This is a genomic window from Cellvibrio sp. BR, from assembly GCF_000263355.1.
In the GTDB taxonomy this organism is placed as follows: Bacteria; Pseudomonadota; Gammaproteobacteria; order Pseudomonadales; family Cellvibrionaceae; genus Cellvibrio.
The window spans coordinates 158,965-175,927 of sequence record NZ_JH668202.1 but is presented as its reverse complement, the minus strand read 5'-3'; the positions used below and the strand labels follow the sequence as shown (position 1 = coordinate 175,927).

The 16,963-nt window shown below is 48.1% G+C and carries 10 protein-coding genes; 7 read left to right on the top strand and 3 right to left on the bottom strand.

All coding sequences use genetic code 11. From position 1 onward, the window contains the following. Positions 1-50: 50 nt before the first annotated feature. Entirely contained in the window at positions 51-2,957 is a 2,907-nt protein-coding gene (locus O59_RS11085; RefSeq protein WP_040392227.1) for a TonB-dependent receptor, read from the bottom strand. A 202-nt stretch (positions 2,958-3,159) separates the two neighbouring features. After that, the gene (locus tag O59_RS11080) at positions 3,160-4,410 is read right to left on the bottom strand and encodes a rhamnogalacturonan acetylesterase (protein WP_157152554.1); all 1,251 of its coding nucleotides are present in this window, start codon (positions 4,408-4,410) and stop codon (positions 3,160-3,162) included. Between the two features lie 282 nt (positions 4,411-4,692). On the opposite strand from O59_RS11080, the gene O59_RS11075 reads away from it, so the two are divergent. The 4 genes from O59_RS11075 to O59_RS11060 all read left to right on the top strand — a co-directional run bounded on the left by O59_RS11075 (position 4,693) and on the right by O59_RS11060 (position 10,896). Further along, positions 4,693-6,822 (top strand): beta-galactosidase, encoded by a 2,130-nt coding sequence (locus O59_RS11075; RefSeq protein ID WP_081489697.1) that lies wholly within the window; start codon positions 4,693-4,695, stop codon positions 6,820-6,822. A gap of 26 nt (positions 6,823-6,848) precedes the next feature. Then, positions 6,849-7,163, top strand: a complete 315-nt coding sequence (gene rhaM, locus O59_RS11070; RefSeq protein WP_007642598.1) for an L-rhamnose mutarotase — start codon at positions 6,849-6,851, stop codon at positions 7,161-7,163. Positions 7,164-7,237: 74 nt separating this feature from the next. Next, positions 7,238-8,293: a family 43 glycosylhydrolase gene (locus O59_RS11065; RefSeq protein ID WP_007642596.1), complete on the top strand. Its 1,056-nt coding sequence runs from the start codon at positions 7,238-7,240 to the stop codon at positions 8,291-8,293. A gap of 32 nt (positions 8,294-8,325) precedes the next feature. Then, entirely contained in the window at positions 8,326-10,896 is a 2,571-nt protein-coding gene (locus O59_RS11060) for a glycosyl hydrolase 115 family protein (protein ID WP_007642594.1), read from the top strand. A gap of 23 nt (positions 10,897-10,919) precedes the next feature. Here O59_RS11060 and O59_RS11055 read toward each other — a convergent pair whose 3' ends face one another. Then, positions 10,920-11,759, bottom strand: a complete 840-nt coding sequence (locus O59_RS11055; protein WP_007642593.1) for a triose-phosphate isomerase family protein — start codon at positions 11,757-11,759, stop codon at positions 10,920-10,922. 214 nt (positions 11,760-11,973) lie between these two features. On the opposite strand from O59_RS11055, the gene O59_RS11050 reads away from it, so the two are divergent. From O59_RS11050 to O59_RS11040, 3 genes are all read left to right on the top strand, one after another. Then, a complete protein-coding gene (locus O59_RS11050) occupies positions 11,974-13,380 on the top strand; it encodes an FGGY-family carbohydrate kinase (protein WP_007642592.1) in 1,407 nt (468 codons plus the stop codon). A 148-nt stretch (positions 13,381-13,528) separates the two neighbouring features. Further along, entirely contained in the window at positions 13,529-14,314 is a 786-nt protein-coding gene (locus O59_RS11045) for a DeoR/GlpR family DNA-binding transcription regulator (protein WP_007642591.1), read from the top strand. Positions 14,315-14,759: 445 nt separating this feature from the next. Next, positions 14,760-16,952, top strand: coding sequence for a bifunctional rhamnulose-1-phosphate aldolase/short-chain dehydrogenase (locus O59_RS11040; RefSeq protein WP_007642588.1), 2,193 nt, complete (start codon positions 14,760-14,762; stop codon positions 16,950-16,952). The last annotated feature ends 11 nt before the right edge of the window (positions 16,953-16,963 follow it).

The window sequence follows — 16,963 nt, the reverse complement described above, 5'->3', positions numbered from 1 at the left end:
AAAAAGGCTGCCGGAAAATTCCGGCAGCCAACAGGCCTTGCTATGGTTTGTTAAAACTTGGCACTAACACCAACAGTGAGGGTGCGGCCAATAACGGTTTCAAACAGTGTGTCCTGACGGTTACTGTCGATGTACAAGGTGTTGCGTTCATCGGTGAGGTTTTGTGCTTCCACAATCAACTTCACATTGTCGGTCAGGTTGTACGACGCTGATGCATCCACGAAGAAGGTGGATTTGTTGCCCAATACGTCACTGTCGTTGCCGCCAGAGGGAATTGCGCGCAAATAACCTGAGCGATAGCTACCGGTAGTACGGAAACTGAAGGCGTCATTTTCGTAGTAAATAGTGGTACTGGCCGCATCTTTTGACAAACCAATCAAGTCATTGGTCGTGGTCAGCGTGGGTACACCGTTGGCGCTTTGCAACACGTAATCAATATCTGAAGTTACGTGGGTATAGTTTGCCAATAAACCAAAGTCTTGCCAGAAACCTGGTAGGAACGTAAATGGCAATTGCAGATTTAATTCGTAACCTTTGAGTGGGCCACCTTCGGTATTGGTGGAGCGGTTAACCGTAAACAAATCGGTTGCCGTTGCCGCTGAACCTTCTAAGAGTGTGGTAGGTAGACCCAGTTCGGTGTAGGGCACCAAGCTGGAAATAGATTGAATGTAGGTATCTATATCTTTTTCAAAATAAGCGACGGAGGCTAATGCACCTTCATCAAAATACCACTCCAATCCCGCGTCATAGGTTTTGGCGCGAATCGGTTCCAGGAAGGGGTTGCCCACTGATGCTGTGCGTGTGGTTGGGTTCATCGAACCGCTTGGAATTAACAAACCCAATTCCGGACGCGACATTACTTCTGCAAATGAGAAGCGTGCGAGTAATGACGGATTAATTTCCACCACGATGTTGGTGGATGGCAACAAGTCATCGTATTTACGGCCTACAGTGACCGGATTGGCAACGGTGGGGTAAGCCGAGCCTGCAGGTGCTGCAGTGGGAACAAAGCCCAAGCTCTCTTGATCGGTTTCTACGTAGCGCACACCCAAATCACCGCGTATCGGCATGGCAAGTGTGTCGAAGTTGAACTCGGTCATCACAAAGGCGCTATTAATTTTTTCATTCACTTCTGGTGATTGCGCACCGCACTCAGCGCCACACCACACAAAATCGTCAAAGCCTACTGCTTCTTTCCATTTCTCGTGATCGACACCCACGTAATCACCCAGCGTGCCTGAACCTAACACGTCATTTACACCATTAACACTCAATGTGAAGTCCGACACACTCACACCGGCAGGCAAATTGCGGGTTGCTGTGAATGCGGGTGCAACGATTCGGCTGCGGGTTTTGTAGTCACTCTCGCGGCTTTGTGCACCAAACTTGAGTTTGTAGGTTTCGTTTATTTGCCAAGTGAAATTTGCTTCAGCGGTGGTGTTTTCTGTGGTGCGGGTCAGGTTGCGAGTGTTCCAGTTACCCAGTACTGTGCCGTCTGCCAAACCAGCGCCGTATTGGAAAATGGATGGGTCGTTTACATCCACACCGTATTGCAGCAATGGAATATTGCCGCCGTTGCGGAAATCCATCACGTAGTTGTCGGTGTCGATTGCATCCAGGTTAACTGTCAAACGCTCTGGGTTATCAAACTCGGACATAGAATTGCCGAGCAAAATATTCATTTCAAAGTCATCGCTAAAATTGTGTGTCACATTCAAATTAGTTTGACGGAAGGTAGAGGTAAAGCGATCCACCAAACTCTCTGAGCGCAAATCTACACCATCAAATAAACCGTAAACCAATGAACCTTTATCATCGATTTCCAATTCTTTGACTGACACCATTGGTTGGCCATTGTTGTTGGCGTTACGTGCAAAGGAGAGTGCATCAATATAGTTGTCGCGACGCACTACGTCGTATTTTGAGTGCAAGTTATCCAGAGAAATATTGGTGTTTTCGTTCGGTTCCCATTCAAGGGTAATAGAGCCACCGGTGCGTTCGGCATCCTGTTCGGAATTCAAATAGCGCGGAATACGCGGCATAAATACACCGCCGCCAAAACTGCCGGAAACGCCGGTGGTAGTGCGCATTAATTCATAAGCTTCGATGCTGCCAGTACGCGGGTTGCCAGTGCTGCAGTTAAGTGCATCGGCACCTTTAGCGGCGTTAGTCGCGGGAACTTGTGTACCGGTGTAACCCACAGGTGAACAGAAACCACCGTTCACATAGCTAGGTAAAATATTTACGGCGGAGTAACCCACTTCACGAATATTGCGTTCGGAGTGAGCGAAGGAAACCAATACGCCAAAAGTGTCATCAGCAAATTTTTTGGCAATCAAACCTGACATGCGTGGGTCAGTCGATTCACTCACTTCATTGTAAACACCGCGCAGTGTACCGGTCATGGTGAGTTCATCGCTAAACGACAGCGGTTTTGGCGCTTTTAAATCAACCGTTGCACCCAATGAACCTTCTTCAATATCGGCACTCGGGGTTTTGCGTACGGTTAATTCGGAGAAAATTTCTGATGGAAATACGTTGAAGTCGAAGCTACGGCCCGCGTTACCTGCGCCATAAATGTCGGAAGAACCTGTCTGCGAGGTGCCTTCCATGCCGTTGATGCGCACACGGGTGAATTCTGCACCCAGGCCACGCACTGAAATGTTTTTACCTTCACCGCCGTCGCCACGAGACAAGGCAACACCGGGAATACGCTGCATGGATTCAGCGAGGTTAGAGTCGGGGAACTTACCAATATCTTCAGAAACAATACTGTCTACAGCGGCAGCGCTTTCGCGTTTTTGCATCAGCGCGGTATTCAATGAGGCTCTAAAACCCGTAACAGTCACTTCTTCGAGTTGGTCGTCGCCATTGCCTTGTGCTTGTACTGCCGTGGCAAGGCTCAGGGTGATAACGGCTGCTGCCAATGGGTTGATTGCAAAGCTGGTGTGTTTCATTTGGTTCTCCATTCTTAGAATTAGCGTTGGACAAAACAAAGCACTAAGGAGTTACCCTGTGTTTTTTGGCATCGTAATACAGGTTTTTTTGCAAAACAATCATATTCAATCAATGTCAATCTAAAGGGGTCATTAAGTTCCAATACCATTCGTTACCGGTGACGTAATTTGAGTATTTAGGTAGCAGTAACAGCGTGGTTTGTTAGTTGCCATCCGGTCTCAGGCTGGAAGCCTGTGGGCTAGGTGCCAAAACAAAGTGTTCGACCGGATCTGGTTGTGCGGGGTGGTAAGCCGGTTGATTGGATAGTTGGGCTGCCAACGGCAGTGATGATTGGCGGATGCTCTCTATTACACAGCGCGCCAATTGATAGGCACCATAGTTGTTGTGGTGAGTGGCATCTTTGCCATTGTCATTAAATGCGAGCGGTGCCTTATTTACACCGAGTGCTTCATAAAGCTGCACGCTCATTTTATCCAAATCGATTAAGGTGATATTTTTTTCGCGCGCTACTTCGCGCACGGCTTGCGGATACAAGCCATGGCTATTAACGATTTTTCCCTGGTCATTAAAAGTGCGGCGCTGCATTGAGGTAATTAATACGGGGGTTGCACCGCGCAGGCGTGCTTCAGCAATAAATACGTTTAAATAATCTTTATAAGTGGTAGTGGCCTCGACGTAGGTTTGTGGCCATTGTTTTTTCTGATCGTTGTGGCCGAATTGAATCAATAAATAATCACCGGCTTTCATGCGTTCAAGCACTTTGGCCAAACGCCCGGCAGTGATAAATGATTTCATCGTCTCGCCGGATTCAGCATGGTTGGCGATGGCGATTTCCCCTTTAAATAAAGGTGCTGTGAAGAAGTAGGGCAACATTTGCCCCCAGCTTGCGGCAGGCTCATAGGGTTGATCGGTTACCGTGGAATCACCTACCAAATAAACAGTGGGCACATTGACTTGTTGCAGGCTTATCGAGCGCACCTGCGGTGCTGCGCCATTAAATTCCAGTGTTAATTTATTATCCCAATGTAAACGGTGTTGCTCTAATTCTTTTAAGGTAACCCGAGTAGCACCTGGTGCGTTTAATTCCGGCGCTTGTAATAAACCGTTGCGAATATTGACGATAAAACTGCGCTGGATAAATTCACCGGCAGCCGTTGTTAAATCCTTTACATACAGGCGGCGCAATTCGGCGCGTAGCGTATTGGTGGAGGCGAGTGTGGTATGGCCAAACTCCACAATGACCCGGTAATTTCCTTCAGGTACTGCTACCGAAAAATAAAAAGGATCGTTGTTATTGGTGGGGTGGGTTTGCAAATCAAAACCATAACCGCTTTGTTCTGTGTACTGCTGATCGGGGGAAACCTTGTGTTCACCACTGGCTCCTTGGTGATTATCAAACCGGAAAACTTGCGGTTGAGTGAAATCCAATTCTGCTGCGGGAGAGTGGCTCATAGTGTTGTTTGCTGTCGGTTGGGCGTTACACCCCAGGTTGCCGATGGCTGCCAAGAGGATGAAACACAGTGAAACAAGTGGCTGATTAATGATCATTGGAGCTTAACTCTGCTGTTATTTTTAGGGGTGATAATAACCAAGTGTCATGATTGGTCAATAAAAATTCGATACAAAATAGTCATAATCAATCAATAATGCGCATCCATTAGAAGAATACTTGTCGGAAATGACTGAATTTCACGTAATATAGGATAAACCAGATAATTAAAACGAGAGATAACAATGAATACCACTCGACGTGATGCCATGAAATTCATGGCCTCCGCTGCCAGCCTTACTGCAGCGGCTCCCTACCTCAATGCAACAGCGGCGGCCGGTGCAACTGCTGTAAGCAGTGTTGACTACACCATGAACAAACTTTGGCACGGTGTCTGTTATTACCCCGAGCTTTGGCCGGTGGAGGATATAGCGCGCGATATTGCCGAGATGAAAAAGTTGGGCATTAATGTCATTCGTATCGGTGAATTTACCTGGTCCACACTGGAGCCCCGCGAAGGAAAAATATCGACCCAATTTATGCGTGAGGTGATGGATAAATTTCACGCTGCTGATATCGCCGTGGTGTTTTGTACTCCCACGCCAACACCGCCGGTGTGGTTAACCCACGGTCATCCGGATCGTTTATTTGTGAACGCAGACGGTGAGCGTTTAATTCACGGCGCGCGCCAGCATGTGAGTTATGAGCATCCGGCAGTGCGCAAAGCCTGCTTCCGTATAGTGGAGGCGCTGGCCAAGGATTTGGGCGATCATCCGGCACTCATTGCTTGGCAAATCGATAATGAATTGAAGTGTCATGTCGCAGAGGATTTTAGCCCTGCTGCGATTGCGGCCTGGCACAAATGGTTGAAAAAACGTTATGTCACTATTGAGCGTTTGAATGAAGACTGGGGCACCCATATGTGGAGCACTCACTATCAATCTTTTGAGCAAGTACCTGCGCCGTTAAAAACACCGTTTTTGCACAATGCGTCATTAAGCACGGCGTATAGATTATTTAATCGCGAAAGTATTGCGGAGTTTTCCGATCTCCAGTGCGACATTATTCGCCAATATTCCAAAGCGCCCATTACTCACAATACCAACCCCGCATTTAATGTCAGCCATGAGCGCCTGTTTAAAAATCTGGATTTCGCCGCATACGATGCTTATCCCTCCAGCAAAGAATGGCAGGCACTGGTATTTCGCAGCGATATGTACCGCGCCGCAAAACCAGGCCGTCCGTTTTGGTTAATGGAAACTAGCGTGAGTCACAACGGTTGGCTTGGTAATCACAGTGCCATGCATCCGGACGGTTTTTTAAAAGCCGAAGCCGTTTTAGTTTATGGTTTGGGCGGGGAGGGCGTTAATTATTGGCTCTGGCGCCAGCAGCGCAGCGGTGCGGAAATTAGCCACAGCGCGGTGATGAGCAGTTGGTTTAAGCCCACCACCGGGTACGCACAAGTAAAACAAGTGGAGGCTGCGCGCAAACAGTTAGAGCCATTAATGATAGCGAGTAAACCGCTGGTGCCAGAAATTGCAGTGACCTGGTCTGACCATGCGCGCGCCATGATTGAAACCGAAGCGATGGATAAAGAGCCTGGTTTTCCGGAAACCTACGGCGGCCTGGTGCAGCTGTGGCATGGTTTGTTATTCGAGCAAGGTTACCACCGCGATGTGCGTTTTGAAGGCGCAACTCTGGAAGGGCTGAAGTTATTAATTACTCCCGCTATGCCTTATGTGAGCGAAGAATTTTTGCAGCGGGTAATCGCTTTTGTAAAAGCGGGGGGCGTGTGGTTGATTGCACCCGGCACTGGTACCCGCACCCGCGAACACACAGTGCATACCGACAGTGGCATGGGGCTTTTGGATGCGGTGGCTGGCGTGGAAACCCAATATGTATTTCCGCTCACAGCAACCGGCATCACCGGTACCGCTGGCGATAAAACCCTTAATTTCACCGGTTGGTGCGCTGCAGTCACGGCGGCAACTAGCGATACCAAAGTACTGGGCACACTCAACTCACCGCTGGTTCCTGGCACTGCATTTTTAACCGAGCGCCGTTTGGGGAAAGGCAAAGTTGTGTTGCTATCGGCACATCCCACTGGCGATGAAGGCAAAGTATTTATCAAAAATTTAATTCAAGGTTATGCACAAGCATTAAATATCGCCACGCCCTTTGTCGCGACGCAGGGGACGGTTGTCTGCCCGCGTGTAGACAAACAAGGCAAACATTTATGGGTGATTATTAATATGGATGGTGTAGGTGGAACAGTGAGTATTCCAGCGAATACGCGTGATGCTATTACAGGGCAGATTGTTGCAACTACGCAGTTGCAATTGGGGGCCTATGAGTGGCGGGTAGTTAGTGTGTAAATTCAAAAGACAAGTGAGAAGATACAATGGAAAAAATCGCTTTTGTAATGACCTTAAAACCCGGCTTTGAAGCGGAATATAAAAAACGTCACGACGAACTGTGGCCAGACTTAGCCGTTGAATTAAAAAACGCCGGAATTTCTGATTACTCTATTTATTTGCATCCGCAATCGCTGAAGTTATTTGCAGTATTAAAACGCACAGATAATCACACGATGGATAATTTACCGGCGACGGCGGCGGTAAAAAAATGGTGGGCGTTTATGGCAGATATTATGGAAACCAATCCTGACAACAGCCCGGTAGTAGAATCGCTGGAGCAGGTGTTTCATTTTGAGTAATTTAAATCCCCCCCTTTTTTCAAAGGGGGGGATTCGCTTTTAATCATTTTTCACTGCACAGGCCAATAACAATAATGCGCTATTTAATTATTCTGTTTTCACTTTTTTTATCTGGCTGTGCGGATGTTGCATCGCTAAACCAGAACCAGCAAATCGGTGCGCTCGCCCCCAAACCGCTTTATCGCGACCCTGTGTTCGATGGTGCTGCAGATCCTTCCATTATCTTTAATGCAGCTGAAAAAAAATGGCTGATGTTTTATACCAATCGCCGTGCGAATGTGCCCGGCTTAACGAACGTTAGCTGGGTACACGGTACCCCGATTGGAATTGCGGAATCTGTTGATGGAGCGAACTGGTCTTATCGCGGCACAGTCAATTTTCCTAAGGATATTCCCGGCACTAGCAACGTTGAAACTGCGACCTACTGGGCACCTGCCGTACTTGAGCATGAAGGTATTTATCACATGTACCTCACCATAGTTCCGGGTGTATTTGAGGATTGGAATCACCCGCGCACTATTGTTCACCTCACCAGTGCTGATTTAAAAAATTGGGCTTATCAAAGCACCTTGCCATTAACCAGTGACAGAGTGATTGATGCCAGTGTATTGCAATTGCCCGATGGCCGCTGGCGCTTGTGGTACAACGATGAACTCGCCGGTAAAAAAACATTTTATGCCGACAGTAAAGATCTTTATCACTGGGAAGATAAAGGTTCTGCCAATTTACCCACTGATCGCGGTGAAGCACCGCTCGCTTTTTATTGGAAAGGACATTACTGGTTGATCAATGATTTGCTCGGCAATATCGGTTTGGGAGTTTATAGATCAAGTGATGCGCTCAATTGGCAGCGCCAAAGCAGTAATTTATTGGATATTCCCGGCACAGGTGTTGACGATCAAAATGGCGGCCATCACCCCGAGGTGATTGTGAGTGGCGAGCGCGCATTTCTTTATTATTTTGTGCACCCTGGAGTAAATGCTGAAAGTGTTTATGAGAAAGAACCGGCATTGGATGTCAAACGCAGTTCAATCCAGGTGGTGGAATTGCAGTATGTTGATGGTTGGTTAGTCGCACAACGCAATAATCCTACTTATGTGTCGCTGCTGCCTGGTAGCACACGACAATAATGTTTCCGTGTTAACAATCAGGTCGCCTCACCATGTTGTATAAAAGACTGTTGCTCTGTATTGGGCTATTGTATTTTCTTCTGGTTGCAATCACCTCGCAGGCACAGACGCAAACAAAATTTAACTGGGTTGATAGCCGCGCGCACAGTGGCGATTTCCCTTTGGTTGCAAAAAAACAACCAGCGCCCATTGTGGTGGCAGCAGAAGATTTTAAGGTGGTGGAGATTGCCGCACAGGATTTGGCGCAAGATATCAACAGGGTTACTGGCCACAAACCGCTCATAGTAAGCACAAACCAAAATGCATTACAGGATTTAAAAACCCCGACGGTATTTATCGGCACTTTGGGGCGCAGCCCGTTTATCGATAATTTGGTGGCGACTGGCAAGTTGGATGTGAGCGAGTTGCGCGGCAAGTGGGAAAGTTTTCTTATCACTGTTGTTGAGCAGCCTCATGCAGGAATGAAACGCGCACTGGTGATTGTAGGTAGCGATAGGCGTGGCACCGCCTATGGGGTTTATGAGCTTTCACAGGCAATTGGTGTGTCGCCCTGGTATTGGTGGGCAGATGTGGTACCAGAGAAAAAGCCTGCACTTTATGTAAGTGCGGGAATACGTCAGTTCGGGCCGCCTTCCGTAAAATATCGCGGTATTTTTATTAACGATGAAGGTTGGGGTATTCATCAGTGGGCGGCAAAAACCTTTGAACCGGAAAACGGTGGTATAGGGCCAAAAACCTATCAAAAAATGTTTGAATTAATGTTGCGCTTGAAAGCGAATACGCTCTGGCCAGCAATGCACCCGGTGACCAAACCCTTCAATGATTTTCCACAACATGCACAGCTCGCTGACGACTATGCGATCGTTATGGGGTCATCCCATGCCGAACCCATGCTGCGCAACAACGTGGGCGAGTGGAAGTTGCCGCACGAACACTACAATTATCTGTCTCATCGCACACAGGTGCAGGGTTATTGGGAAGCGCGGATGCAAACCAATGGCAAGTTTGAAAATATCTACACTATGGGTATGCGCGGTATTCATGACTCCTACATGCAGGGCCCCAGAAACGATGCGGAGCGCATTGAGCTGCTGCAGAAAATATTTACTGATCAGCGAACACTAATAAAAAAATACACGCAGCAACCGGTTGACCAAGTACCGCAAATGTTTTGCGCCTACAAAGAAGTATTGGGTTTATATCGCCAGGGTTTACACGTGCCGGACGATATTACTATCGTCTGGCCGGATGATAATTTTGGTTACATGCGCAATTTTTCCAATGCCGAAGAGCGTAATCGTGCAGGCGGATTTGGGGTTTATTACCATCTCTCCTATTTGGGGGCGCCTATGGCGTATCTTTGGTTGAACACCACACCACCTGCATTAATTTGGCAGGAAATGCATAAGTCCTATGCCATGGGTGCCGACCGTATCTGGATCGCCAATGTGGGCGATTTAAAACCGGCGGAAATAGGTACCGAATTATTTTTGCAAATGGCGTGGGATATCAATCGTTGGCAATTACATAACCAGCAAGATTTTTTACGCACATGGGCGGCGCGCGAATTTGGCGATAAATACGCAACAGAGATTGCGGGTTTAATGCGCGACTACTATCAACTCAACTACCAGCGCAAACCTGAGCATTTGCAGTGGTGGTTGCCGCGTAGCTCACCGCGGTTGAGCGATTTAAATGCAACAGAGCGCAGTGAGCGTATAGAGGCGTTTCAGCAACTACGTTTGCGCACTGAACAGCTGCGTAAAAAAATAAGCGATGCAGGGCAGTATGCGTTTTTTCAATTAGTAAGTTACCCGATCAATGGCTCTGCGCTGGCGAATATTCGCTTTCTGCAAGGCGAACGCGGCAATAAAACAGCCGCTTTGGCGGCGGATGCACAGCTGAATGAAGAAACCGCACTGTGGAGTAACTGGTTGGTGGATGGCAAATGGAAACATTTTATGGCGGTGGAACCCGCCAGCAGCGAATGGGATAAATACCGTATCGCCCCGTGGGAAATGCCGAAGGCGCCTCCTCATCGCACCGCCAATACCGAATCAGTTACATCAGCAAAAACACAAAAACCGCGTTACTCATTTGCACTGGAAGCTGAAAACTTTAGCCGCAAACTGGATCGCTCTGGTACTGGTTGGCAAGTAGTTGCAGGGCTGGGGCGCACCGGAAAAGGTGCAGTAGCGCTTTACCCGGTGACTGCCCCCGCGGGCAATATTGATAAGTTGCCACAGCAAGCGCCGCGTTTGGAATACGACGTCAACTTTCCCAAGACTGGTACAGTGACCCTGCATTTTTATTTAATTCCCACTCATCCATTAAGTGGCAATAAATTACGTTTTGCGGTGGCGCTCAATAATCGCCCTGCACAATTGGTGGAACTGGATGTAAACGATGGCAGTACTGAATGGGCACAGGGTGTACTTAATGCTACACGTGTAGTGAGCAGCAACATGGAGGTAACAACAGCCTCACAAACCGGCACACAAACCTTACAGGTTTATGCTGTGGATGCCGGTGTAGTGCTGGATAAAATAGTTGTCGATATTGATGGTTTACCAGCAAGTTATTTAGGTTTGCCGGAAGAATAATGCAGTTTTTATTCAGCTATTAATTAACTGGCATCCATGTGGTTTTCGTAGTCCTTGCGTTCGGTGGTGTAATTAAATACCGGTGCCAGTGAAAAAACCTTATTACAAATAGCGCGGAAGTGCTGCAGGTTTGAATTGGCGCAACCAATTAATAGCCCATCTACGTCGGGCTGGGCGATGAGGTTTAATGCGTTGTCGTGATTGACACTGCCGCCATAAATAATGGCAATTTTATTGGCCTGTGTTGCACCAAGAATATCGCTCAGCAAACGGCGAATATCGGCATGAACTGCTTGTGCAAACACCGGTGTCAATGCCTGGCTACTGCTAATCGCATATGCGGGTTCGTAAACAATGTAAAGCGGTGTGTTATCGCCCAGGGTAATACCTGCAAGGGCTTGGGTTATTTGTTGGTGCAGAACCGTGTAAGTTTTACCGGCTAATTTTTCCTCCAGCGTTTCACCAATACACAGCGCGGGGGAAACACCTGCGGCCATTAATTGTTTCACTTTAATGTGATAACTGTAGTTGCCTTCGTTGAGCGCCGTGCGCCGCTCGGCATGCCCTACCAGGCAGAGTTTGCAGCCCATTGCTTTGGCTGTGTGTGCGGAGAGTTCGCCAGTAAACGTGTGCGGGTCAGTATTAATATTTTTGCAGCCGATCAATAATTTATTGCTGATTTGCATGGCGAGTTGAATCATTTCACCCACGTAAATACTGGGCGAACAAATCGCCAGCGTAAAGTTATTTGCAGCATGATGCGGGTTGATGGCTTGCCCCAACTCCACTAGCGTGTCTTGCATAAGTTGCTTGCTGCCATTGAGTTTCCAATTGCCGATAATAATTTTTTCGCGCTTGTTCATATGACCTGGGTTCCTGTTACGACCATGCCGAAGGTTGACGATGTATGGATAGTTTTTGTTATTGAGTGGCGACCTGGAGTTTTCGGGCGCTGTGTTAGAGTCTACATCTGACCACAAAAGATTGAAAGTGATTAATTTTGCTTGCAAAAGATTGTCTTGTCGCTATGATTGGTCGCACTTACCCTGATATAGCCTGAATTACAGAATCATCACTATGAAAGCTGTCCTCGATATAGGTAAAACCAACGTTAAACTGCAGCTGGTGGACAGTTCCGATCAGCTTTGTGACAGCTATTCCCGTAGAAATATGCCGATAGAGACTGCGCCATACCCCCATGCCGATGTCGCGGGTATTTGGCACTGGCTGGAACAAACGTTGGTGAATTACCCGCGTGTTCACGAAATTAGTGCCCTGGTTGTGACAACCCACGGCGCTACGGCGGCACTGGTTAACAGCAAGCTTTCACCGGCTGATGGCTTAGCTCTTCCGGTATTGGATTATGAATATGCGGGCATCAATGATTGTGATGCGGCCTACCACTCGCTGCGCCCGGATTTTGCCGAAACTCTCTCGCCCGATTTGCCTGCAGGGTTGAATTTGGGGCGGCAGATTTTTTGGCTACAGCAGCAATTCCCCGCGCCATTTGCAACAGCGACACACTTATTGATGTACCCACAATATTGGGGCTGGCGCTTAACCGGCCAATTGGCAGGGGAGGTGACATCGCTTGGTTGCCATACGGATTTATGGGCACCGCGCGCGCATCACTATTCGTCGCTGGTAGAAAAATGCCATTGGCAGGGCTTGATGCCACCGCTGCAATCGGCTTGGGAAACCTTGGGCACTATCAGCCCTCTCGTTGCAGAGAGCATGGGCTTAAGGGCAGATTGCAAGGTCTATGTCGGCCTGCATGACAGTAATGCCAGCTACCTGCGTTATTTGTGTGCCAACCGCACCGAAGCGGCCAGTTTTACCGTGGTATCCACCGGCACCTGGACAATCCTGATGCAAGCTCAGGGCGACCTTAGCAGCTTGCATCGCCGTCGCGACACTCTGGCCAATTGTGATGTCTATGGTGACCCTATTGCCTGCGCCCGTTTTATGGGCGGGCGTGAATACGATGCAATTTGCCAGCGTTTGGGGGGGGATATCAAAACTCCGGTAACACAGCAGGATATACAAGGTGCACTGGATAACCTGTGGATGGTCACGCCGGATTTTAGCATTGGCAATGGCCCTTATGGCGGGCTTGAACCTAAGCTACAGTGCCCGCTGCCCGCACCCTCTGCCGGTGCTATTGCTACTCTTTACTGCGCATTAATGATTGATCAGCGCCTGAGTGATTTACAGGCCAGTGGTGCGATTTATATTGAAGGTGCGTTTCTGAAAAACCCGCTGCTGTGTCAGTTGGTGGCGCAGTTGCGCAGCGAGCAGCCGGTGTATTTATCTGCCGACGATACCGGTACTGTACAGGGCGCATTGTTGCTGACCCGTATTGACGGTTCAGCGGCCGCTAGTCAATCACCCTCCGCTAATCTGGTGTTGGAGGCTTGCGCGCCTGCCCAATTCAACGGCCTGTGGGAATATCGCACCCATTGGTATGCACTAATTACCCAATAATCACCAATTTCCCCCGCAATCAATCAAATACTATGTTATTTGATTGATTATGATTGGTTATCTCAGTATCATCGCTTGACAGCTTATAACACTAGCTACTAAACAAATCGGTTCTGGGTATTCATCATCATTTTTCGGGGCAAGGCATATGCTGGAGAAGCAGCGTCAACAACTTATTTTGGATTTTTTGGAAGAGGCACAATTTGCCAGTGTCCGTGCCCTCTGTGATCAACTCAATTCCTCCGAGGCGACTATTCGCCGTGATTTAAATAAATTGGCCGCATCGGGAAAAATTAAAAAAATTCGCGGTGGTGCAGAAGTTATTCAATCCAAAGTAGTGCCCACGGCAAAAATATCTGGCAAATCCTTTTGGGTTGATAAAGAAAAAAATGTCGATACCAAACGCATGATTGCCAAGCGCGCGGTAGAGCTGTGTGAGGATGGCGAATCGGTCATTATCAATGGCGGCTCTTCTACCTTTATGATGGCGGAATTTTTGCAAGATCGCCGTATGAATATTCTCACTAATTCGTTTGTATTGGCACACGAATTGTTGGAGTCCAGCCAAAATCAAATTACCCTGCCGGGTGGTGAGGTTTATCGCAAGCAGAGTATTATTCTCAGCTCCTTTGAAAATGACACTACGCAAAATTACCACGGTAGCAAGATGTTTATGGGCTGCCCGGGCATTAGCGAAGTAGGGGTGATGGAGACTGATCCGCTGCTGATTTTGGCGGAGCAAAAATTACGTAAGCGTGCAGATAAATTAATTGTGCTCGCGGACAGCACCAAAATTGGTGTTAAAGGCAATTTAATTTTTAGCCCACTTTCGGGTGTGGATGTAGTGATTACCGATAGCAATGCAAACAAGGCTACGCTGGAGCATTTTGAGCGTCAGGGTATTCAGGTTATTGTGGTTGATGCCTGCGATTAATGCGCGACTTGTTGTGCGCTTGGGTTAAATTTTTTACTGCAGTTTTAATATTCTTGTAATGGGTTGTCAGGTTCATTGTGGCCTGACAATTTTTTTTAATTTCATTGCACGCCAATCTCCCCCTCCGCTGTTTGCCTTTTTTCTATCCAGTTTACCCTTCGCTATTTTCTCGCTGCTTTCTTTTTTCTTCCCTCTATACTTTGTTTCTGTGGTTGATGTGCCGTGTTGTTCCGGGTGATTTGCCTGGTATGAGTTGTGCCTATGTTGTGCCGCCGGTTCCGATTTCCCCTGATGTTATGTTGATGTGATCGAAATTAGACTTTGAGGATTAATTATGATTGAAAATGATTGTAAATGCTTCCGTATGTGGTTATATTGACTGCATTGTTAATTGCATAGCAACAAAGCAATCAGTTGTATCCACTATAAATCATAGGAATCATCCATGTCTTACCAGCCAGATGAATATAAACACGTCAATTACCTCTGGGATGATGCAGTTGCCGACAAGCTGGATCCGGTAGAAAACCTGGTGTATCGCTCCAATAAGTTGGGCGAAGACCAGCGCATCACCAATACCGGTGGTGGCAATACCTCGGCCAAATTGATTGAAAAAGACCCGCTCACCGGCGAGAAAGTGGAAGTGTTGTGGGTGAAGGGTTCCGGTGGCGATTTGCGCACCTCCAAAAAAGAAAATTTCTCTTCGTTGTACAGCGGCAAGTTGCAAGCGCTGGACAAGGTCTACCAAAACTATGCCGACAAGGGTTACAAATCTGCCGGTGAAGACCGCATGGTAGGAATGTTCACTCATTGCAATTTTTGTTTGAATCCGCGTGCGTCATCCATTGATACCCCGCTGCATTCCATGATTGCGGAAAAACACGTTGATCATTTGCACCCCAATGCGGTTATTTCGGTAGCCTCCTGTAAAGATCAGGAAAAACTTACCCAGGAAATTTGGGGCGGTAAGCTGGCCTATGTACCCTGGATGCGCCCAGGTTGGGAAGCAGCCAAAGTTTGTGAAGAAACCTACGCTAAAAATCCGGATATTTGGGGAATTTTGCTCGGTCAACACGGCCACACCAACTGGGCCTCCGAGAGCAAAACCTGTTACGACACCTCGCTCTGGGTGATTGAAACCGCCGCGCGTTATATCGAACAACACGATAAAGGTGCTAACACTTTTGGTGGTCAAAAGTACCAAAGCCTGAGCGATGCAGCGCGCACTGAATTACTGCGCGAGTTTTTGCCGGTAGCACGCGGTTTGATTTCTGAAAAAGTAAAATTTATCGGTACAGTGCAAACCGATGAAACCACCTTGCGTTTTGTTAACAGTGTGGATGCACCGCGCCTTGCTGAATTAGGCACTTCCTGCCCGGACCATTTCCTGCGCACGAAAATCAAACCGCTTTATGTTGAGTTTGATCCGCAGAATGACAGTTTGGAAACCTTGATCAGCCGCTTCAAAACCGGTTTGGAAAAATATCGCGCGGATTACGCGGCTTATTATGAAGCGTGCAAACGTGCTGATTCTCCGGCGATGCGCGACCCAAGCCCCACCGTCGTATTAATCCCCGGCGTGGGCATGATTGCCTGGGGCAAAAACAAATCTGAATCGCGCGTGACCGCTGAATTTTATAATTGCGCGATTGAAGTCATGCGCGGCGCAGAAGCGATTTCTGAATACACGGCACTGCCGGTGCAAGAAGCCTTTGATATTGAATACTGGGCGTTAGAAGAAGCGAAATTGCAGCGTATGCCCAAAGAGGCAAATCAAGCGCGCAATGTGGTGGTAGTGATTGGCGCGGGCGATGGTATTGGTAAAGCGGTTGCACATCGTGTTGCAAAAGAGGGTGCACACGTGGTTTGTGCGGATTTACGTTTGGAAGCGGCGGAACAAACCGCTGCTGAACTCACCAAAATTTATGGCCAGGGTATCGGTGTGGCCGGTACGGGTATTTCCAGTTGCGGCCCGGCCATTGCGCTGGCAGTGGACATTACCAAACGCGAAACCGTACAGGAAATGTTTACCCAGGTAATTCTCGCTTACGGTGGTATCGACAATGTGATTGTCACTGCCGGTGTGTTTATCGCCGAAGGTGCCGACATGAATCAAAACGACAAGATTTTTGATTTGAGTTTTGGTGTGAATGTGAAGGGCGGTTATGTAGTGGCATCAGAGGCGCAAACTATTTGGGCCAAACAAAAATTGCCCGGCTCACTGGTATTAACCACCAGCGTTAACGCGGCGGTTTCCAAAAAAGGTTCACTCGCCTACGACACCAGCAAAGCAGCTGCTAACCACTTGGTGCGCGAGTTGGCCGTAACCCTCGCGCCGCTCGTGAATGTGAATGCGCTGGCACCAGCGACGGTAGTGCAGGGCAGCAATATGTTCCCGCGCGACCGGGTGATTTCATCGCTGGCAAAATACGATATTGCGTTTGATGAGAGTGAAAGCACTGAAGCACTGCGCAGCAAATTGGCAGAGTTTTATGCCCAGCGCACCCTCACCAAAAAACCGATTACCCCGGACGATCAAGCCGAAGCCGCTTTCCTGTTAATCTCCGGTCAACTCAGCAAAACCACCGGCCAGGTCATCAGTGTTGATGGTGGTTTGCACGAAGCCTTCTTACGTTAAGAGACAATAAT

What these genes read in the sequence shown, in the direction of transcription:
- O59_RS11065 (WP_007642596.1), top strand. Translation starts at nt 7,238, where the DNA reads ATGCGCTATTTAATTATTCTGTTTTCACTTTTTTTATCTGGCTGTGCG.
- O59_RS11040 (WP_007642588.1), top strand. Translation starts at nt 14,760, where the DNA reads ATGTCTTACCAGCCAGATGAATATAAACACGTCAATTACCTCTGGGAT.
- O59_RS11080 (WP_157152554.1), bottom strand. Translation starts at nt 4,410, where the DNA reads ATGAGCCACTCTCCCGCAGCAGAATTGGATTTCACTCAACCGCAAGTT.
- O59_RS11045 (WP_007642591.1), top strand. Translation starts at nt 13,529, where the DNA reads ATGCTGGAGAAGCAGCGTCAACAACTTATTTTGGATTTTTTGGAAGAG.
- O59_RS11085 (WP_040392227.1), bottom strand. Translation starts at nt 2,957, where the DNA reads ATGAAACACACCAGCTTTGCAATCAACCCATTGGCAGCAGCCGTTATC.
- O59_RS11055 (WP_007642593.1), bottom strand. Translation starts at nt 11,759, where the DNA reads ATGAACAAGCGCGAAAAAATTATTATCGGCAATTGGAAACTCAATGGC.
- O59_RS11060 (WP_007642594.1), top strand. Translation starts at nt 8,326, where the DNA reads ATGTTGTATAAAAGACTGTTGCTCTGTATTGGGCTATTGTATTTTCTT.
- O59_RS11075 (WP_081489697.1), top strand. Translation starts at nt 4,693, where the DNA reads ATGAATACCACTCGACGTGATGCCATGAAATTCATGGCCTCCGCTGCC.
- rhaM (WP_007642598.1), top strand. Translation starts at nt 6,849, where the DNA reads ATGGAAAAAATCGCTTTTGTAATGACCTTAAAACCCGGCTTTGAAGCG.
- O59_RS11050 (WP_007642592.1), top strand. Translation starts at nt 11,974, where the DNA reads ATGAAAGCTGTCCTCGATATAGGTAAAACCAACGTTAAACTGCAGCTG.